This window comes from Thermus neutrinimicus, assembly GCF_022760955.1.
Taxonomy (GTDB): domain Bacteria; phylum Deinococcota; class Deinococci; order Deinococcales; family Thermaceae; genus Thermus; species Thermus neutrinimicus.
The window spans coordinates 1-18,660 of the sequence record NZ_JAKTNU010000021.1; the positions used below are offsets into that span (position 1 = coordinate 1).

Annotated in this window: 21 protein-coding genes; 11 read left to right on the forward strand and 10 right to left on the reverse strand. The window is 64.8% G+C overall.

The features are described 5' to 3' along the window. Nucleotides 1-1,225, reverse strand: a 1,225-nt coding sequence (locus L0C59_RS09990) for an AMP-binding protein (protein WP_243091207.1), incomplete at its 3' end; no start/stop codon positions are given. 87 nt (nt 1,226-1,312) lie between these two features. Here L0C59_RS09990 and L0C59_RS09995 point away from each other — a divergent pair. Together L0C59_RS09995 and L0C59_RS10000 are read left to right on the forward strand one after the other, a co-directional pair. Further along, nucleotides 1,313-1,939, forward strand: a complete 627-nt coding sequence (locus tag L0C59_RS09995; RefSeq protein WP_243091208.1) for a phosphoribosyltransferase — start codon at nt 1,313-1,315, stop codon at nt 1,937-1,939. Further along, nucleotides 1,936-2,307, forward strand: coding sequence for a cupin domain-containing protein (locus tag L0C59_RS10000; RefSeq protein ID WP_423247932.1), 372 nt, complete (start codon nt 1,936-1,938; stop codon nt 2,305-2,307). Before L0C59_RS09995 ends, L0C59_RS10000 begins: the two co-directional genes overlap by 4 nt. Before the next feature lie 46 nt (nt 2,308-2,353). Here the strand turns inward: L0C59_RS10000 and L0C59_RS10005 are convergent, their stop codons facing one another. From L0C59_RS10005 to speD, 4 genes are all read right to left on the reverse strand, one after another. Further along, nucleotides 2,354-3,310, reverse strand: a complete 957-nt coding sequence (locus tag L0C59_RS10005; RefSeq protein WP_243091210.1) for an ABC transporter permease — start codon at nt 3,308-3,310, stop codon at nt 2,354-2,356. Continuing rightward, complete coding sequence (locus tag L0C59_RS10010; RefSeq protein ID WP_243091211.1) at nt 3,300-4,223, reverse strand: ABC transporter ATP-binding protein; 924 nt, start codon at nt 4,221-4,223, stop codon at nt 3,300-3,302. The genes L0C59_RS10005 and L0C59_RS10010 overlap by 11 nt, the downstream gene beginning before the upstream one ends. Nucleotide 4,224: 1 nt before the next feature. After that, the gene (locus tag L0C59_RS10015) at nt 4,225-5,376 is read right to left on the reverse strand and encodes an NEW3 domain-containing protein (protein WP_243091212.1); all 1,152 of its coding nucleotides are present in this window, start codon (nt 5,374-5,376) and stop codon (nt 4,225-4,227) included. Between the two features lie 87 nt (nt 5,377-5,463). Beyond that, nucleotides 5,464-5,898: an adenosylmethionine decarboxylase gene (gene speD, locus L0C59_RS10020; RefSeq protein WP_243091213.1), complete on the reverse strand. Its 435-nt coding sequence runs from the start codon at nt 5,896-5,898 to the stop codon at nt 5,464-5,466. A 280-nt stretch (nt 5,899-6,178) separates the two neighbouring features. Between speD and sdhC the strand changes: the two genes are divergently transcribed. From sdhC to L0C59_RS10040, 4 genes are read left to right on the forward strand one after another with little or no spacing between them, the layout of a single operon-like run. After that, on the forward strand, nt 6,179-6,544 hold the full coding sequence (gene sdhC / locus L0C59_RS10025; RefSeq protein ID WP_243091214.1) for a succinate dehydrogenase, cytochrome b556 subunit: 366 nt from the start codon (nt 6,179-6,181) through the stop codon (nt 6,542-6,544). Continuing rightward, nucleotides 6,534-6,929: a succinate dehydrogenase hydrophobic membrane anchor subunit gene (locus L0C59_RS10030; protein ID WP_243091215.1), complete on the forward strand. Its 396-nt coding sequence runs from the start codon at nt 6,534-6,536 to the stop codon at nt 6,927-6,929. Before sdhC ends, L0C59_RS10030 begins: the two co-directional genes overlap by 11 nt. A gap of 1 nt (nt 6,930) precedes the next feature. Further along, nucleotides 6,931-8,664 (forward strand): succinate dehydrogenase flavoprotein subunit, encoded by a 1,734-nt coding sequence (sdhA, locus tag L0C59_RS10035; RefSeq protein WP_243091216.1) that lies wholly within the window; start codon nt 6,931-6,933, stop codon nt 8,662-8,664. A gap of 8 nt (nt 8,665-8,672) precedes the next feature. Continuing rightward, nucleotides 8,673-9,371, forward strand: a complete 699-nt coding sequence (locus tag L0C59_RS10040; protein WP_243091217.1) for a succinate dehydrogenase iron-sulfur subunit — start codon at nt 8,673-8,675, stop codon at nt 9,369-9,371. Between the two features lie 51 nt (nt 9,372-9,422). Here L0C59_RS10040 and aspS read toward each other — a convergent pair whose 3' ends face one another. From aspS to L0C59_RS10060, 4 genes are all read right to left on the reverse strand, one after another. Then, complete coding sequence (gene aspS / locus L0C59_RS10045; RefSeq protein ID WP_243091218.1) at nt 9,423-10,691, reverse strand: aspartate--tRNA(Asn) ligase; 1,269 nt, start codon at nt 10,689-10,691, stop codon at nt 9,423-9,425. Between the two features lie 114 nt (nt 10,692-10,805). Continuing rightward, complete coding sequence (locus L0C59_RS10050) at nt 10,806-11,105, reverse strand: hypothetical protein (RefSeq protein WP_243091219.1); 300 nt, start codon at nt 11,103-11,105, stop codon at nt 10,806-10,808. Then, nucleotides 11,092-12,393, reverse strand: a complete 1,302-nt coding sequence (locus tag L0C59_RS10055; protein ID WP_243091220.1) for a phospholipase D-like domain-containing protein — start codon at nt 12,391-12,393, stop codon at nt 11,092-11,094. Before L0C59_RS10055 ends, L0C59_RS10050 begins: the two co-directional genes overlap by 14 nt. A gap of 66 nt (nt 12,394-12,459) precedes the next feature. Continuing rightward, the gene (locus L0C59_RS10060; RefSeq protein ID WP_243091221.1) at nt 12,460-13,215 is read right to left on the reverse strand and encodes a TatD family hydrolase; all 756 of its coding nucleotides are present in this window, start codon (nt 13,213-13,215) and stop codon (nt 12,460-12,462) included. Between the two features lie 79 nt (nt 13,216-13,294). Here L0C59_RS10060 and L0C59_RS10065 point away from each other — a divergent pair, with 79 nt between their 5' ends. Both L0C59_RS10065 and L0C59_RS10070 read left to right on the forward strand, forming a co-directional pair. Continuing rightward, nucleotides 13,295-14,281 (forward strand): lipocalin family protein, encoded by a 987-nt coding sequence (locus tag L0C59_RS10065; RefSeq protein ID WP_243091222.1) that lies wholly within the window; start codon nt 13,295-13,297, stop codon nt 14,279-14,281. A 46-nt stretch (nt 14,282-14,327) separates the two neighbouring features. Beyond that, nucleotides 14,328-14,981 (forward strand): flavodoxin family protein, encoded by a 654-nt coding sequence (locus L0C59_RS10070; RefSeq protein ID WP_243091223.1) that lies wholly within the window; start codon nt 14,328-14,330, stop codon nt 14,979-14,981. Between the two features lie 10 nt (nt 14,982-14,991). Here L0C59_RS10070 and tsaB read toward each other — a convergent pair whose 3' ends face one another. Beyond that, nucleotides 14,992-15,531, reverse strand: a complete 540-nt coding sequence (tsaB, locus tag L0C59_RS10075; protein WP_243091224.1) for a tRNA (adenosine(37)-N6)-threonylcarbamoyltransferase complex dimerization subunit type 1 TsaB — start codon at nt 15,529-15,531, stop codon at nt 14,992-14,994. A gap of 28 nt (nt 15,532-15,559) precedes the next feature. On the opposite strand from tsaB, the gene L0C59_RS10080 reads away from it, so the two are divergent. The 3 genes from L0C59_RS10080 to L0C59_RS10090 all read left to right on the forward strand — a co-directional run. Beyond that, complete coding sequence (locus L0C59_RS10080) at nt 15,560-16,753, forward strand: carbohydrate ABC transporter permease (protein WP_243091225.1); 1,194 nt, start codon at nt 15,560-15,562, stop codon at nt 16,751-16,753. Further along, nucleotides 16,743-17,936 carry a carbohydrate ABC transporter permease gene (locus L0C59_RS10085; RefSeq protein ID WP_243091226.1) on the forward strand — a complete coding sequence of 398 codons (1,194 nt, stop codon included), beginning with the start codon at nt 16,743-16,745 and terminating at the stop codon, nt 17,934-17,936. Before L0C59_RS10080 ends, L0C59_RS10085 begins: the two co-directional genes overlap by 11 nt. 53 nt (nt 17,937-17,989) lie before the next feature. Then, a partial coding sequence (locus tag L0C59_RS10090; RefSeq protein ID WP_243091227.1) for an extracellular solute-binding protein occupies nt 17,990-18,660 on the forward strand: 671 nt, incomplete at its 3' end.

An 18,660-nucleotide genomic window follows, 5' to 3' on the forward strand; every position in this document is an offset into this window, starting at 1 on the left:
TGACGATGAGCTCCCCCACCTCCCCCAGGGGGACCTCCTGGCCCTCCTCGTCCACCACCTTGGCGTCCACGCTGGGCAGGGGCATCCCGATGGAGCCCTTCCTAACCTCCCCCTGGACCGGGTTGGAGTGGGTCACGGGGCTGGCCTCGGAGAGGCCGTAGCCCTCGATGAGCCGGGCCCCGGTGATCTCCTCAAAGCGCTTGGCTACCTCCACCGGAAGGGGAGCGGCCCCGGAGAGGCAGATGCGGATGCTCTTTACGTTGCGTTTCTCGATTCCTGGGAAGTGGTTGAAGGCCACGTAGAGGGTGGGCACCCCGGGGAAGTGGGTCACCCGGTGCTTTTCTATGGCCTCCACGATGGCGTGGATCTCCGGCCTGGGCAGGAGGACGATCTTGTATCCGGAGTAGACGCCGTAGTTCATGGCCACGGTCATGCCGTAGACGTGGAAGAAGGGCAGGGCTCCCAGCATGACCCCTCTGCCCTGAAGCTCCTTGGAGGTGGAATCCCAGGCATCGATCTGCAGGACGTTGGCCACCAGGTTCCGGTGGGTGAGCATGGCCCCCTTGGAGATGCCCGTGGTGCCCCCCGTGTACTGCAAAAGGGCCAGGTCCTCGGGATCAGCGGGATGGGGGGTGGCGGGGGGATGTTTGAGGAGGTCCAGGAAGGCATAAAACCCCTCCCGTTTGGGAAAGCCCAGGGGGAGTCCGTCCCGCCTCGCCTTTAAGGGGTAGAGGAGGTTTTTGGGGAAGGGGAGGAAGTCCTTGATGCCCGTGACCACGGTGCGCCTCACCGGGGTTTCCCCCTCCACCTCCAGGAATCGGGGCAGGAGGTGGTCCAGGATCACCAGGGTTTCCGCCCCCGAGTCCTGGAGCTGATGCCTTAGCTCCCTGGGGGTGTACAGGGGGTTCACGTTGACCCCCACGCCCCCCGCCAAGAGGGTGCCGTAGAAGGCGATGACGAACTGGGGGGTGTTGGGGAGCATGAGGGCCACCCGGTCCCCGGGCTTCACCCCCAGGGCCTTAAGCCCCTCGGCGAAGCGTCGGGATTTCTCCCATAGCTCCGCATAGGTAAGGGTTTTGCCCAGGAAATCCAGGGCCACATGCTGGGGGTAACGGCTTGCGCTATCCTCCAGGAAGCGCCCCAAGGGGATGGGGGGGACCTCCACCTCCTGGGGAACCCCAGGATCGTAGTGGGCAAGCCAGGGTTTGGAGCCTACGTGGTCCATGCTGACCTCCTTCGGGCCCAGGTTACCAAAAACTTTATACCGCGTTCAAGACCATGGGCCGGTGTAGCATGAATGGGGAGGTTTCCTATGCGCTTCCGCGACCGCAGGCACGCTGGGGCTCTTTTGGTGGAAGCCCTGAGGCCCTTGGGTCTAGAACGCCCCGTGGTTTTGGGCATCCCTCGAGGCGGGGTGGTGGTGGCGGATGAGGTGGCGAGGGGCCTGGGGGGGGAGCTGGATGTGGTCCTGGTGCGCAAGGTGGGGGCTCCGGGAAACCCGGAGTTTGCCCTGGGGGCGGTGGGGGAAAAGGGGGGCATGGTCTTAAAACCCTATGCCCTCCAGTACGCGGACCAAAGCTACCTGGAGCGGGAAGCGGCCCGGCAAAAGGACGTGATCCGCAAGCGGGCTGAGCGCTACCGCAAGGTGCGGCCCAAGGTGCCCCTTTCGGGCCGGGATGTGGTGTTGGTGGACGATGGCATCGCCACCGGTTCCACCATGGAGGCGGCCTTGGCCGTGGTGCTTTCGGAAAAGCCAAGGCGGGCGGTGGTGGCGGTGCCCGTGGCCAGCCCCGATGCGGTGGAGAGGCTGAAGGAGCAAGCCGAGGTGGTGGCGCTCTCCGCTCCCCGGGATTTCGCCGCCGTGGGGGCCTACTTCATGGACTTCGGCGAGGTCACCGATGAGGAAGTGGAGGGCCTTTTGCTACAATGGTCCCCATGAAGCCCGTGGTCAAGCATGGGGCTAGCGTGGAGGCCCGTCCCGTGGAGCGGGGGGAGAAGGCCTTTATCCAGGTGCTGATCGGCCCTGAGGATGGAGCTCCCCACTTCATCACCCGCAAGTTCACCATCCTTCCGGGAGGGAGGATCCCCAGGCACAAGCATCCCAGCATCGAGCACGAGCAGTACGTGCTCTCCGGGCGCATGAAGGTCCAACTGGGCGACGAGGTGAGGGAGGTGGTGGCCGGTCAGGCGGTCTACATCCCCCCGGACACCCCCCATGCCTATGTGAACGAGGGGGATGAACCCGTGGAGTTCCTCTGCGTGATCCCCAAGACCAACGCCTACGCCACCGAGTGGCTGGAGGAGTAGGGCGCCTGGGTTCCCCGCTGGGGTGGTTGGGCCCCAGCGGGGTTTCCTAGGCGCGAACCTCCTGCCGCTGGAAGGCCACGTAGGCCAGGGTAAAGAGGAGGATCACGGAGGCCATGAGCCCGGTGAGCTGAGGCCAGATCAGGAGGAGGCTTTGGGAGAGGGGAAGGGGGGTCCCCAGCACGGCTCCCTCCAGCTGGGTGATGAGGATGGGGCCTAAGGAGCGCACCGCCGGGTTGAGGACGGCGGTGAGGGTTTCCGCGTAGAGGGTGTTGGGGGAGAGGCGGGAGATCCAAAGGGCCAGGCTCGCCTGCCTGAGCTGGCTTTCCGGGTCAAAGGGATCGGCCTGGAGAAGGAGGGCGTTTGCCGCCAGGTCGGTGAGGATGGGGAAGAAGACGGCGAAGAAGAGCCAGACCCCGATGGCCGCCAAGGCGGCGGTGGCCGGCTGGCGAAAGAGGACGGAGAAGAGGAGCCCCAAGGCCAACCAAAAGCCCGCATAGGCCAAGGTGGCCAAGAGGAAGAGGAAGGCCCGGGCCATCTCCTCACCTCCGGGGGGCACCCCCAGGGTGAAGAGGCCCAGGCCCACCACCAGGAGAAAAAGGGCGGTGAGGAGTACGGCCAGGGTGCCGAGCCCCGCCAGGAACTTGCCGAAGAGGAGGGCGTCCCGGTAGATGGGCTGGGAGAGGATGCGGGAAAGCGTGCCCCTGGCGTACTCCCCATTCACCGCATCGAAGGCTAAGGCGATGGCCGCCAGGGGCACGAAGAAGGAGAGGAAGCCCACGAAGGAGGGCAGGGGGTCCTGGGCGGTGGTGAGGAGCTTCAGGTAGAGGTAGGGGTCCTCCCCCACGGTCTGGCGCAGGGTTTGGGTGCCGGTGTACACGGCGGCCAGGGCAGAAAGGAGGATCAATCCCTCCAGAATGCGCATCCGCAGGCCCGTGAGGTGGTCGGCCATCTCCTTGAAGAAAACCGCCCAGAGCCCGGTCCAGGGGGAGCCTTCACGCCGCATGGACCACCTCCTTGAAGTAGTGGGCGTAGACCTCGTCCAGGCTGGGGCGGCGGAGGGAGAGGCTTAGAAGCTGGCCTTGTTCCACGGCTACCCGTGCCAGCTCCGGCCGGAGGTCCCGGCTGGAGAGGACCCGGTACCGGCCCCCTTCCGCCGTCACCCGGGCCACGCCTTCCAGGCGGCGGAAGGCCTCCTCGAGGCCCGGGCTGGCCTCCACCAGGATCTCGTACCCACCCCCCAAGACCCTCTGCGCCAGCTCCTCCACGGTGCCCAAGAGGGCGAGATGCCCCTTATGGAAAAGCCCCACCCGGTCGCAGACCTCCTGCACCTGGTGCAGGAGGTGGCTGGAGAGGAGGATGGTGATCCCTTCCGCCTTCAGGCCCTTGATGAGCTCCAGAAACTCCCGGGCGGCCTCGGGGTCCAGGCCCAGGGTGGGTTCGTCCAGGATGGCCACCTTGGGCCTTTTTAGGAGCACCTCCGCAAGCCCAAGCCGCTGCCGCATTCCCCGGCTGAAGGCGGAAACCCGCCGCTCCCGCACCTCCCATAGGCCCATGCGCCTGAGCACCTCCTCGATGCGGGCCTTGGCCTCGGCCTCGGGAAGGCCCAAAAGCCGGGTGGTGTAGCGCAGGTTCTCCCAGGCGGTGAGCTCCCCATAAAACCCCACCTGGTCGGGGAGGTAGCCCACCCGGCTTTTCACCTTCAGGGGTTCCCGCATGGGATCCAGGCCCAGAACCCGGGCCTCGCCCCGGGTGGGCTCGGTGAGGCCCAGGAGCATGAGGATGGTGGTGGTCTTCCCCGAGCCGTTGGGCCCGAGAAGGCCGAAGACCTCCCCTTCCTTAACCTCCAGGTTCAGGTTCTCCACGGCCACCACCCGGCCGTAGCGCTTGGTGAGGCCATGGGTTTCGATGACCGCCATGCTACCTCCGGCCGAAGCGGTTCACGGCGAAGCCCAGGACCAGGAGGGCGATGGCCATGATGCCCACCCCCACCAGGCCCCAGAGGCTGGAGCGCACCACGGTGGCCCGGTAATCCAGGCTCTCGGAAAGGCCATCGGACCCGGAGAGGCTAAGGGTTACCATGTAGTCCCCCGTCACCGCCTTGGGGGAGGGCTTGATGCGGGCGGTCACCTCCTGCTCCTGGCCGGGGTCCAGGGCGTCCAGCTTATCCGGCTCAAACTTCACCTCCCATCCCGAGGGCTCCATGGCGCTAAAGGACAGGTTTTTAGCCGGGGCGCTCCCCTCGTTTTTCACCAGGAGCTTCACCGCGTTTTCCCGCCCCGCCACCACCTGTCCGGAAAGCCGTCCCTCCTTGGTGGTGAAGCGCACCTCGGGCCGGCCCGTGACCTCGAGGGTAAGCCCCAGCTCCGCCTTGGCCTCCCCGGCCACGGCCCTCAGGGTGAGGCCGTAGGTGTCCGCCTTGGTGTCCTTGGGCAGGGAAACCTCCGCGTCCAGGTCCCTGCTCTCCCCAGCCTTGATGGGCAGGCTGGTCACCTGTTGGCTGGAGAAGGCGGGGGTAAAGGTCACCTGCCAGCCCTTGGGGGCCTCGTACTCCAGGGAAACCAGAAGGTCGCGGTCGGACTCGTTTTTCAGGGTCACCCGGTAGCGGAAGGAGCTGGTGGGGGGACCCTTGAGGATGGGGAGCTCCGCCTCGAGGCTAAGCCTTTGGGGTAGGCCCTCTCCCACCACCAAGCCGATGGGAAGGCTAGCGGTGTGGCCAAGCCCCTCGGCCCGCACAAGGAAGCGGTAGGTGCCGGGCTTTACCTCCTTGGGGGGTTGGAGGCGGAGGGTGAGGGTGGTTTCCCCGTCGGGGGCCAGGTAGACCGCCCGCACCAGGCGGCCCCCGCCAATGAGGCTTGCCTGCCACCCTTGCGGGGCCTCGGCCACCTGGACCCGCACCACCCCGGGGGGAAGGCCGTGGTTTTTGAGGGTGAGGGTTAGGTTCACGCTCTCCCCGGGTTGCACCCCGATCTCCGGGTAGGGGGTGCCCAGGGAAAGACCGCGAAAGCCCTGGGCTATGGCCACGCTGAAACCTAGAAGAACCAGGGTGAGGGTGAGCAGCTTGCGCACCATAGCTAAGCCTCCTCCTATAAGCTAGAGAGGAAGGATGAGCCCAAAATGAAAACCCCGGGGCAAGCCCGGGAAAGGGGGGCGCTTTTCCTAGCCCACCCGGGCCTCGAGGTACTCCCGCTCCCCCAGGACGATCTTCCGGGCCAGCTCGGGGTCCTTGGGGAACTCCTTGCCCCGGTTGATCATGTAGGTCTCGTAGCGGCCGATCTCAAAGACCGCGGTGAGCTTCCTGAGCACCTGGGCCATGTCAAAGGCCTTGCAGGAGAAGATGTCGATGGAGAGGAAGCGCTTTTTGGGGAAGGTGTGGATGGCGATGTGGCTTTCGGCGATGATCACCACCCCGGTCACCCCGTCCTCCCCCTGGGGCCCGTAGCTGTAGACGAAGGGGGGAAGCACCTTGGTCATCTCCATCTCCTCGGGGAGCTCGTCCAGGACGCGGCGCACCAGCTCGGCGTCCCGGAGCTTCTCGGGGTTAGCGTCGTAGCCGTCCAGCATCAGATGTGGTCCGAATCCAAAGAGTTCCATCCTGGCCACCTCCTTCCCGTGCCCCCCGGGGTATCCCCCCGCGGCACGCCCCCCATTATGCCCCCCCCTCCCCCCCCTGTCAATACCTCGTTCCCGGGCGGGAAAACCCCTTCGTCCCCCCCAGGGGGGTTGGCCCCCGGCACGTCTGGTGGGGGAAAGGGCAAAAGGCCCTTGCCCTAGCCAAGAAGATAGGGGGCGGGGGTATACGGCGGGTAAGATAAGCCCTGCCCCACACTCTCCTTAAGGAAAGTGGTATGATGTCGGCCGGTAAGGAGGTGCCATGTACAGGGGAAGAGAAGGGCAGTGGGCGTTTTACCTGCACCGGATCTCGGGCCTGGGCATCCTGGTCTTCCTCATGCTTCACGTGGCCAACATCGCTAGCGCCATGTGGGGCCCGGAGGTGTCCAACGCCCTCATGGGGTTCTACCACCAGCCGGTTTTCCAGGTAGGGCTTCTCCTTCTCGTGGCTGGGGTGCTGTACCACGGGTTTAACGGGCTCAGGATCATCCTCATGGACTTTACCGCCTGGGGGGTGCGCTACCAGCGCCAGCTCTGGTACGGGGTCTGGGTTCTTTTCGTGATCTTCTACCTCCCCTTCTTGGTGAAGATCGGGGGCGGGATTCTTGGGGGTGGCCATGGCGATTAAGTCCAAGCGCTATGAGGAAGCCCGCCTCGAGGCCAGCACCAACCTGGAGCTTTACTGGTGGGTCTTCATGCGCATCTCCGGGGTGGTGTTGGTTTTCCTGCTCATCGGCCACATGTGGATGAACGCCGTGATGACCGACCTCAACAGCATTAACTACGACTACGTGGCCAAGAGACTTTCCCAGACCACCTGGAAGATCTACGACCTCTTGATCCTGGCCTTGGGCCTCCTGCACGGGGCCAACGGGCTTAGGTATGTGCTGGACGACTGGATTCGCAACCCGGCCAGGCGCTTCTGGACCAAGGTGGTGCTCTACAGCCTCATCGCCTTTCTTTTCTTCCTGGGAAGCCTTTCCCTTTTCAATCACGATTTCGGGGTGAACTAGTATGGCGCACAGACACGAGGTCATCGTGGTGGGCGCAGGGGGGGCAGGCCTGGCTACGGCCCTCTATGCGGCCAGGGAAGGTGCGGACGTGGCGGTGGTCACCAAGCTCTACCCCACCCGGAGCCACACGGGGGCGGCCCAGGGAGGGATAGGGGCGGCCCTGGGCAACGTGGAGGAGGACCACTGGGAATGGCACATGTTCGACACGGTGAAGGGAGGGGACTACCTCACCGACCAAGACGCCGCCGAGGTCTTTGCCAAGGAGGTGATCGAGGCCGTTTTGGAGCTGGAGCACATGGGCCTTCCCTTTGACCGGCTACCCAATGGCAAGATCGCCCAGCGCCGTTTCGGCGGCCACACCAAGGACTGGGGCAAGGCCCCGGTGCACCGGGCGGCCCATGCTGCCGACCGCACCGGGCACATGATCCTCCAGACCCTCTACCAGCAGTGCGTGAAGCACAACATCACCTTCTACAACGAGTTCCACGTGACCGATGTCCTCATTGAGGACGGGGTGGCCAAGGGGCTGGTGGCCTACGAGCTGGCCACGGGGGAGCTCCACCTCTTCCAGGCCAAGGCCATCGTCATCGCCTCGGGGGGCTTTGGCCGCATCTACAAGGTGACCTCCAACGCCTACACCCTTACCGGGGACCTGCAGGCCATCCTCTACCGCAAGGGGCTTCCCCTCGAGGACATGGAGTTCTACCAGTTCCACCCCACGGGGCTTTACCCCTTGGGCATCCTCCTCACCGAGGGGGCCAGGGGGGAGGGAGGCATCCTGAGGAACGCCCTGGGAGAACGCTTCATGGAGCGCTACGCCCCCACCATCAAGGACCTGGCTCCCAGGGACATGGTCTCCCGGGCCATGTACTTGGAGGTGCGGGAGGGCCGGGGGGTGGGTCCCAAGAAGGACCACGTGCTCCTGGACCTCACCCACCTGCCACCCGAGGTGATCGAGAAGAAGCTTCCCGACATCACCGAGTTCAGCCGCATCTACCTGGGGGTGGACCCCTTGAAGGAGCCGGTGCCGGTGATGCCCACGGCCCACTACGCCATGGGGGGGATTCCCACCACCCTCTGGGGCCAGGTCATCAAGGACGAGAAGGGCACCGTGGTGCCTGGGCTTTACGCCGCCGGGGAGGCGGCTTGCGTGAGCCTGCACGGGGCCAACCGTCTGGGGACCAACTCCTTGGGGGATCTGGTGGTCTTCGGCCGGCGCGCGGGGATCCATGCGGCCCGCTTCGCCAAGGATGCCGACTACCATGAGCTCACCGAGGAGCACCTGGGCGAAAGCCGCGAGCGCATTGAGCGCATCAAGAACTCCACGGGAAAGGAGAAGGTGGCGGCGCTCCGGGCCGAGCTCCAGCAGACCATGATGGACCACGCCTCCGTCTTCCGCACCGGGGAGCTTTTGGCCAAGCAGGTGGAGATCCTGAAGGAGCTCATGGACCGCTACCGGCTCATCTCCATCGACGACAAGGGGGATGCCTACAACACCGAGCTGGTGGAGGCCTTGGAGCTTGGGTATCTCCTCGAGGTCTCCGAGGCCTTGGTGCACTCCGCTTTGAACCGCACCGAGTCCCGCGGGGCCCATGCCCGGGAGGACTACCCCGAGCGGGACGACCAAAACTGGCTCAAGCACACCCTGGCCTACAAGGTGGCCGACGGCAAGGTGGCCTTCCGCTATAAGCCCGTGGTCCTGGGCCGCTTTGAGCCCAAGGCCCGCACCTACTAGGAGGCGCCATGCAGGTAACCCTGAGGATCCTTCGCTTTGACCCGGCCAAGCATGAGAGGCCCACCTGGCAAACCTACAAGGTGGAGGCTGAGCCTTGGGACCGGGTCCTGGACCTCCTGCACAAGGTGAAGTGGGATCAAGACGGCACCCTGGCCTTCCGCAAGAGCTGCGGGCATGGCATCTGCGGCTCCGACGCCATGCTCATCAACGGCAGAAACCGCTTGGCCTGCAAGACCCTGGTGAAGGACCTGGGAAACGTGATCACCGTGGAGCCCATACGGGGCCTGCCGGTGGAGAAGGACCTCATCGTGGACATGGAGCCCTTCTTCGCCGCCTACCGGGCGGTAAAGCCCTACCTTATCAACGACGAGCCTCCCCCGGCCCGGGAGCGCCTGCAAAGCCCTGAGGAACGGGAGCGGTTTGACCACGGCACCAAGTGCATCCTCTGCGCCAGCTGCACCACCAGCTGCCCTGTCTTCTGGGTGAACGGGGCTTATCTGGGCCCTGCCGCCATCGTTCAGGCCCACCGCTTCATCTTCGATTCCCGCGACCGGGGAAAAAGGGAACGCTTCAAGGCCCTGGGCTCGGGAAGCGGGGTTTGGCGTTGCCGCACCGCCTACAACTGCACCGAGGCCTGCCCCCGGGAGATCCCCGTGACCCAGCTCATCGAGGAGGTCAAGCGGGCTATCCTATTGGACCGCTTCTAAGCGCCACCTGCCTCCCGGGCCCCGCCCTGGCAAGGCCAGGGCGGGGTGGCCTCAGGGGGTAAGGCGGTGCCGGTCCCGGGGGAAGGCCCGGGCGTAGCGCACGTTGGGAAGGCCGAGAAGCTTTTGCGTGAGCCTTTCCGCCCCGATGGCGAAACCCCCGTGGGGGGGCATCCCGAACTTGAAGACCTCCAGGTAGCCCTGGAAGCCCTCCAGGTCCATGCCCTTGGCCTTCAGGCTTTCCACCAGGTCCTGGTAAAGGTGGATCCTCTGGCCCCCTGAGGTGATCTCCAGGCCCCGGAAGAGAAGGTCAAAGCTCCTGGTGGTGCCGCTTTCCTCGGGGTAGGTGTAGAAGGGCCTGAGGCTTCGGGGATAATGGGTGACAAAGAGCCAGTCCGAGCCCCAGCGCTCCTTGGCGTACTGGCCGAGAAGGCGCTCCGCCTCCTCGGAGAGGTCATGGCCCACGGGGTAGCCCAACTCTTCCCTTAAGATCCTCCGGGCCCCGGCGTGGGTCAGGCGGGGGATTTCCTTGGGGAAGGAGGGCCACTCGGCGCCCAGGAGGCGGATCTCGTTTCCGGCGCTGGAAAGGGCTTCCTCCAGCATCTCCTGGAGGAGCTCCTCCTCAAGCCGCATGAGGTCCTCCTCCCCTCGGATGAAGCCCATCTCCACGTCCAAGGAGAGGTACTCGTTGAGGTGGCGGCTGGTGTTGTGCTCTTCCATGCGCCAGACCGGGGCCACCTCGTAGACCCTCTCAAACACCCCCACCATGATCTGCTTGTAAAGCTGGGGGGACTGGGCCAGGTAGGCCCGGTACTCAAAGTAGTCCACCCCGAAAAGCCCCGAGCCTCCCTCGGCCCCGGCCCGCACCACCTTGGGGGTGAAGATCTCCGTGAAGTCCTGCCGGTCCAGGTACCGCCTAAAGCCCCGCACCAAGGCGGCTTGCACCTTAAGGGGGGCCCGGGCCTTCTCCCCCCTTAGGGTGACGTAGCGGTATTCCAGAAGGGTGTCGGGGCTTGCCCGCCACTCCTCCTTGGGAATCTCCACCGGGGTGGGTTCCAGGGCAGGGGAGAGGATCTCCATTTCCCTTGCCTGCACCTCGAGGCCCCCCGGGGCCTTGGGGTTTTCCACCACCTGGCCCCTTACCCGCAGGCTGCTCTCTGGCAAGGGGAGTTTCTGCCCTCCGGTCACCACCTGCACGATCCCGCTTCGGTCCCTAAGCAGAAGGAACTGCACCTTGCCCAGGTCCCGCCGCCAGTGGAGAAAGCCCCATAGCTCCACCTCTTCGCCCACATGCTTCCTTAAGTCCCTTACCAGAACCCGCATGCTCCCTCCCCTTAAGGTTTGGCCCCCCCGGCCATGGGGGACCGGGGGGGCCGGATGGCCTTGCCCCCCGTCTAGGCGTCATTACCCTGGGGCAGACGCATATTGCCCCTGAGTTTAGGGGGTTTCTCCCCCTAGGTCAAGGCGCTCAAAGGCTAGGACCAGGTGGGGAAGGTCCTCAGGGGGCGCCACGGCGAAAAAATTTTCCTCCACCTGGTACCGGGCCGCCCACTCCCCCTCCACCCCGGCCAGGGTTAGGGGCTTGGCCTCCTCCTTCAGGAAGCGGAGGCGCCTTAGGCGCACGTCCCCCGCCTGGGAGTAGAAAACCTGGTAGACCACGCCCCCTTGGCGCTTTTCCCCGTAGAGGCCCCCTTCTATGGGGCTTACCTCGTAACCCAGGGCCCTAAGGGCTTCCATCCAGCACCTCGAGGGCCGAGGGGTCCTCCAGGACGATCTCGTAGTAGCCGGCATAGAGCACGATGCGCCCCCTGGCCCGCACCTTCTTGCCCAGGTAGCTATGGGGGAAGGGTTGCCGGAACAGGGCGTAGCTCCTCGGGAAGACCACCAGCCTTAGGTCGCTTTCCCCCGGGCCAAACCGGAGGAAGGCCACGGTGCCCCTATCCTCCACCTGCTGGATAACGCCCTCCACCGTGGCGATCCGGCCAAAATACCTGGGGGCTTCCTGCCAGGGAATGACCCCTTCCAGGGGGGGTAGGGCAAAGGGGTTTTCGCTAAGGCCTGCCTGGAAGTCCCTTTCCATTACGGAAAGGAGCCTGGCGAAGGCCTCGGGAGCCTCCTGGCGGGTGAAGCGCACGGAAAGCTCCCGGTTGGCGTTCAGGGAGTTGGCGCTCAGGTTTAGGCTCCCCACCAGGGCCACCTCCCCGTCCACCACCAGGGCTTTGGCGTGCACGTAAGGGTCGGGCAGGAAGCGGAGCTCCGCCCCGGCCTGCCTGAGCTCCTCCGCTCCCGCCAGGAAGTAGGTGTCCCCAGGCTCCCGTGGGCTTCCCACCAGGCGGACCCGGACCCCTTTGGCCAGGGCCTCCTTAAGGGGAGCCACCACCTCGGGATCGGCCATGGCCTGATGCTCCAAGAGGATTTCCCTTTTGGCCCCTCGGATGAGGCCAAGGAGGGTTTCCCGGGCGTTGCCCTCCTTTACCCCGCCCAGGGTTCGGCTTGGCGCCCAGACGAGAAGGGCCTGGGAAAGGTCCAGCCGTTTGCCCTCCCAGTCCGCATCAAAGACCTTGGCCACCTCCGCTACCTGTTTGGGGTCGTCCAGGATGAGGGCGTACTCCCGGTTGGCGGTGAAGGAGCTTCCCGTAAGGTTCATGGTGCCCACCCAGGCCAGCTTGCGGTCCACCACCAGGCTTTTTTCGTGGACGAAGACGAAGCGGAAGGGGGTGGTGAGCTTGACCTCGACCCCCCGTTCCTTCATGGCCTGGAAAACGGTGAGATCCACCCGCCCCCCGGAGGGTTCCCGCTCCAATATGACCTTTACCTTAACCCCCCGGGCCACGGCCTCCCCCAAGGCTTCCACCACGTCCAAGCGGCTTGGGGTCCAAAGGTACATCTTCACCAGGATCTCCTCCTGGGCGGAGGCGATGAGGTCCAGCAGGGGCTTGAGGCCATCCTCTGGCTCCACCACAAGCCTAGGGGCAGCCAGGGCGGTTAGGAGGAGGAAGGCGATGGAGAAAAGGAGCTTTCTCATACCCCCTTTCATTCTGCCCCAGGGGCATCAGGTAGGGGTCAGGAAACCCGTAAGCGAAGGGTGGACCTACGTCCAGCGGAAGCAGGTTTCCGCGTTTTGGTCGGTGATGGACTCCATTTCCTCCAGGGCCATTCCCCGCACTTCCGCCAGCTTGGCCAAGGTGTGGCGCACGAGGTGGGGCAGGTTGCGCTTTCCCCGGTGGGGTTCTGGGGGCAGGAAGGGGGCGTCGGTCTCCACCAGGAGCTTGTCCAGGGGAAGGCGCCTAGCAGCCTCCCGGAGGGCCTGGTTTTTCCGGTAGGTGAGGGGGCCAGCAAAGCTGAAGTAGGCCTCCAGGCGGAGGCCTGCCGCCTCGAGGGCCGGATGCCCGGCGAAGGCGTGGAGGACCACCCTCTTGGGGCGGTGAGCCAGGAGCCAGGCCGCCAGGTCCTCTTCCGCCTTGCCATCCTTGCTGCGCACGTGGAGGACTAGGGGTAGCCCCAATGCCTCGGCCAGGCCGGCTTGGAACTCCAGGGCCCGGAGCTGGGCAGGCCGGGTCTCGGGGGTCCAGTGGTAGTCCAGGCCGCTTTCCCCAATGGCCCGCACCCGGGGGTGGCGGGCGTGGTGTTTTAGGGCTTCCTCCACCTCGGGGGAGAGCAGGTGGGCCGAGGTGGGGTGGAGGCCTACCGCGGCATACACGTTCCCCTGGGCCAGGGCCAGGGTCCTCTCCCAGCGGCTTGGGTCCACCCCTAAGGTGAGGATGGCCTTAAGCTCCGAAAAGTGGGCTTGGGCCTCTTCCAGCTCGGCCTCTTCCAGGAAATCCAAGTGGGCGTGGGTGTCGGTCATATGCCTTCTATGTCCCCAATCTACCATTTGGGAAATAGCCTACACTGGGTGGAGGATTTGGGTTGGTTAGATTGGGGTTATGCGCTGGCTTTGGCCCTTGACCCTCCTGCTTGCGGCCTGTGCCCCCGCCCTCATGGGGGTAAACCCCCAAAGGCTTCCCGATTCCCAGGACTGGGACCCCAAGCCGGCCCAGCTGGAGTGGTGGTACGCCTCCGGTTGGGTGGAGCCTTACGCCTTCCACTTCGCCTTCTTTAAGGCCTACGCTCCCCCCGGCTTCCGGATTTTGGGCTTGCCGGGAAGCCTCTTCGGCGCCTTTCACGCCGCCCACCTGGCCCTCACCCACCTGCGCACTGGGGAGAGGGTATTTCTGGAGGTTTCCGACCAGGACCTCCTCGCACCCCGTGGCCGGGCGGCGCCGGGCCCTTACCTGGAGGTTTCCGGCTGGCGGTTTTACCGGGAGGAGGGGGCCTTCCGCCTCCTGGCGGGCCCGGTGGACCTCCGCCTCCAGCCCCTGAAGCCCCCGGTGGTCCACCCTCCGGGCTATTCCGGTACGGCGGAAACGGGGCGGCTTTATTACCAGTCCTACACCCGGGTGGAGGCCTGGGGGCGGATCCGGGGCGAGGAGGCCCGGGGAGAAGCCTGGATGGACCACCAGTGGGGGGAGCAGTTTTCTGGGGTGAGCGCCACCTGGGACTGGATCAGCCTCCACCTTTCCGACGGCTCAGAGCTCATGGCCTACCAGGTGAAGGACCTCGAGGGGCGGGTGGTTCAGGTTCTGGGGAGCCGGGTGGATCCCTTGGGAAGGGCGGAGGGGATGGAGCTCCGCCTCTTTCCCCTGGATCGCTGGCAAAGCCCCTCGGGCCGCACGTATACCCTGGCTTGGCGGCTCCAGGGGGCGGGGTTGGACCTCGAGGTGCGCCCCCTCTTCCAGGAGGGGGAGATCCTTTCCCGCACCACCCGGGTGGCCTATTGGGAGGGGCCGGTGGCCGGGGAAGGGGTCCTCATGGGCTACCCCGTCCGGGCCCGGGGCATGGGGGAGTTTGTGGCCGGGCCTTGGCGGCCTTAGTCTGCGCATGCTAAACTAAAAGAGGTTTAGTGCCTGGGTGATATTTATGAGCCTACGCGTGCTCGGCGTCAACGCATCGGCACGGACGGACGGGTTTACGGCGGAGTTGTTGGATGAGGTTCTGGAAGCTGCCAGGCGCCAGGGAGCCACCACCGAGCGCCTGGACCTGGTGCGGTACCCCTTCCCCTTCTGTGCGGGGAACTACTCCCAAGACCCCGCTTCCTGCGGTCCCGACACCTGCGTGCAAGGACCCTGGGATGGGTTCGGCAAGGTAGCGGACAAGCTCCTCCAGGCGGACGCGGTGGTTTTCGCCACCCCCGTCTACTGGTTTAGCCTTTCCGCCCGGATGAAGGCCCTTTTGGAGCGCATGACCTCCATGGAAAACCAGGGCCTTTTGAACCTGGGCAAACCCATGGCCCTTTTGGCGGTGGCGGAGGAGGAGGGGGCGAGCCAAGCGCTTTCGCAAATGCTTCTACCCCTTTCCTATATGGGGTTTGTCCTGGCGCCTCTGGGTTTGGTGTACGCCCATCGCCGGGGAGCCATAAGCCTTAAGGAGAATACCGAGCTCATGGAGGATGCCCGCATTGCCGGGGAGAACCTGGTGCTGATGGCGGAAAGGCTGAGGGGTGCCTCCTTCCGGGAACCCCTTCCCAGCTACCAGTACCGCCTGCCCCGGTTGCCAGGAGTGGCGGCGGACTAAGAGGGGCGCCTTAGAGGTACAAGGGCTCCACCCCCTCCCGGGCAAAGGGCAGAAGCTCGTAAAGGGCCCTGGGATCTGGGGGCGCGTCCAGGAGAAGGCCTTCCTGAGGAAGCTCCGAGGCCGTTAGCTTCTTGGGGGGCTTTAGGGTAAGAGGTTTCCCCTCCCGCCTGGCGTAGGTGGCCCCATAGTAGAGCCCGTTTCTGGTGGTGAACAGGGCAGTCAGGGGAGGCCCTCCCTCCTCCAAGAAGGGCCAGCAGGCGGCAAGGAGGGAGCTTGCACCAAATACCTTGGCTCCGTGGGCTAAGGCGATGCCCAAGCCGGCTGCCAAGGCGATGCGCAGGCCCGTATAGGAGCCGGGGCCCTCCCCTAGGACCAAGGCCCCGATCTCCTCCCGCTCAATGCCCACCTCGACCAAAAGCTCATCCAACAGGGCAAATAGCGCTTCCTCGTGCTTGCGGCCCAGCCGCACCACCCGGCCCAGCCCCCTATCCCCGTGGAATACACCCAAGGAAAGGTAGGGGGTGGCGGTGTCCAAGGTGAGGGTCCACACCCCTCCATCCTATATACTCCGGCACGGGATGCGGACCTTTCCCCTCCATCTCCTCCTCTCCTTGGGGGCGCTCCTGGCCCTGGGTGGGTACGCTTCCCGGCTCGGCTTTCTCCCAGGGGCCTGGGTGGGGGCGGGGCTTGGGCTTTACGCCCTTTTGGTGCTTTGGGGGCTTCGTTTTGGTGGGAGGCATGCCCTTTTGGGGCTTGGGCTTTCGGCGTACTGGTTCCCGCCCATGGCCTTTTTGGTTCCCCTCCTCTACGCCCTTTTGTTTGGCCGGGCTCTAAGGGAGAAGGAGCAGGCGGCCCTCTACGGCTGGGCCTTGGTCTGGCCGGCCTTGGCCCTCCTTTTGGTCTGGCATGTCTTTCCCACCTTTTACGCCTTTTACCTAAGCCTCTTTGAACGGGTGAACTTCTTGCGCCCCGCGGCCTTTGCCGGATTGGAGAACTACCGTATCCTCCTCCATGACCCTCTTTTCTGGAAGGCCTTGGGGAACACCCTCTGGTACGTGCTGTTTACCGTGCCGGTGGGCCTTTTCCTGGCTACAGGGGTGGCCATCCTCCTCAACACCCAGGTGGCCTTTTTGGGGTTCTACCGCACCCTCTACTTTCTGCCGTACATCACCGCCCTCACCGCGGCAGCGGCGGTGTGGCGTTGGATCTACCACCCGGAGTTCGGTTTTCTCAACTGGCTTCTTGGCACCCCGGGCCTGGACTGGCTGAACACGCCCAAGGGCGTCTTTGCCCTCCTCCTCGAGCCCCTGGGGGTCCGGCCCCAGGGTTTTTGGGCAGGGCCGAGCCTGGCCTTTGTAGCCATTATGGCCATGAGCGTGTGGCACTTTCTGGGATACCAGGTGGTGGTTCTTTTGGCGGGGCTTCAGGCCATCCCCAAGGAGTACTACGAGGCGGCGGAGCTGGATGGGGCCAGCTTTTGGCAGAAGCATCGGCTCATCACCTGGCCTCTCCTATCCCCCACCACCTTCTTCCTCTTTACCCTGGGGCTTATCGGGGCCTTCCAGGTCTTCACCCAGGTTTACGTGCTTACTCCCACGGGCGGGGTGTTGCAGGACACCCTTACCCTGGCTTTTTACCTCTACAACAAGGGTTTCCGCGACTCGGATTTCTCCTACGCCAGCGCCATCGCCATGGTAACCTTTCTCCTGATCCTGGTCCTCACCCTGATCCAAAGGCGGGTTTTGGAGAGGCGGGTGAACTATGAGATTTAGGCCCGGTGCCCTCTTCGTCCACCTGCTCCTCCTCCTTGGGGGGCTCATCATGGCCTTCCCCTTCTACTGGATGCTGGCCACCAGCCTAAAAAGCCCCCAGGAGGCCTTGCAGGCCAAGCCCATCTGGGTTCCGGAGCGCATGAAGCCCAGCAACTGGCTTAAGGCGGCCCGGCTGGGGGATAGCCCCCTTTGGGGGGGATTGGCGCCTGGAAGAAGCGTGGAGCTGGTTTTTCCTGGGAAGGAGGGGCCTCCGCCCAGGGCCCTGATTCCCCGCACCCCCGGGGCCTTCTTTGACCCCCGGGCGGAGGGCACCCGGGTGGAGGTGGTTTACCGGGAAGGGGCTTGGCGGGTACGGCTGACCAACACCACGGAGGAAGCCTTTCCCTCTTTGCCCCTGGTGGTTCTCTGGCCTAAGGAGGTTCCTCTGCAGGCTCCCTTGCCGCCCGATGCTATCCGTTCCCAAGGGGAGCACTGGCGGCTGGAGTGGGTGAACGCGGTGCCCGGGGCCTTGGGCTATCTTTTCCACAACTACCTCGAGGCCTGGCACGCTGCCCCCTGGGGGCGCTACTTCTTCAATAGCTTCTTCACCGCTTTGACCCAGGTGGCGGTGGGGCTTTTCCTGGCAGCCCTGGCGGCTTTTGCCTTGGCCCGCATTCCCTTTCCTGGCAAGGAGGCGGTGTTCGTCCTGATCCTAGCCACCATGATGGTGCCGGGGGAGGTGCTCCTCATCCCCAACTACGTGCTTCTGGCCAGGCTGGGCTGGCTGGACACCTACTATGCCCTTATCGTGCCCTGGCTGGCCTCGGTGTTTGGCATCTTCCTCCTCCGGCAGTTCTACCTTTCCTTGCCCCAGGATCTTTTTGATGCCGCCCGGATCGACGGGGCGGGGTACCTGACCCAGCTTTTCCGCATCGCCTTGCCCTTAAGCCTCCCTGGCCTGGTGTCCTATGGCATCTTCACCTTCCTGGGGGCCTATAACGCCCTCCTTTGGCCCCTTATCGTCACCCAAAGCCCGGAGATGCGTACGGTGCAGCTGGGCTTGCAGGCCTTTGTTTCCGAGGCGGGGTCGGACTATGGCGCCTTGATGGCGGCCAGCACCTTTGTGGTCCTTCCCGTGATCCTGGGCTACTTCTTCGCCCAGCGCCAGTTCATCCAGGGGATCGCCCGCTCGGGGCTCAAGTAGCCTGACCTTGGCCTGACAGGGCAGGGAGTATACTCTCCCTGGAGGTTTTGGGTATGCGCAAAGCGCTTTTGCTGGCGGCGGTTTTGGGGCTGGCCTTGGCCCAGCAGGCCAAGCCCGAGGAGGTTATCAAGGAGCAGTGCGCCAAGGCCAAGGTGGTGGCGGAGCTCTGGCACGGCTTCACCGGCGGGGCGCCCAAGGCCGCTTTGGAGAACCTGGCGGTGGAGTTCAACAAGACCCAGCAGGGCCGGTGCGTGCGCCCCGTGCCCCAAGGGGGGTACCGGGACCTTTCCACCAAGATCAAGGCGGCCTTTGCCGCAGGGAAGGTGCCCGCCATGGCCCAGGCCTACGAGAACAACATCGCCTTGTACCTCGAGGCCAAGGCCCTTCTTTCCATTGAGTCCTTGGGGGTGAGGCTCCAGGGGGTGAACCTGGCCTTCCTGAACGCCGTGCGCTTTGGGGGGGTGGTCTACGGGGTGCCCTTCAACAAGAGCATCCAGGTCCTCTATTACAACAAGGACCTCCTCAAAAAGCACGGGGCCAAGGTGCCGGCGACCCTCGAGGAGTTCGTGGCCTTAAGCAAGAGGCTTTCCCAGGCGGAAGGGGGCCCTGTCTACTGGTTCCAGCCCGACGCCTCCACCTTCGCCTACTTCTTCTTTAACCTGGGGGGCTCAGTACACGTCAAAACGTGGGACCACCCCTTTAGGATGGACCTGCGCCCACGTGG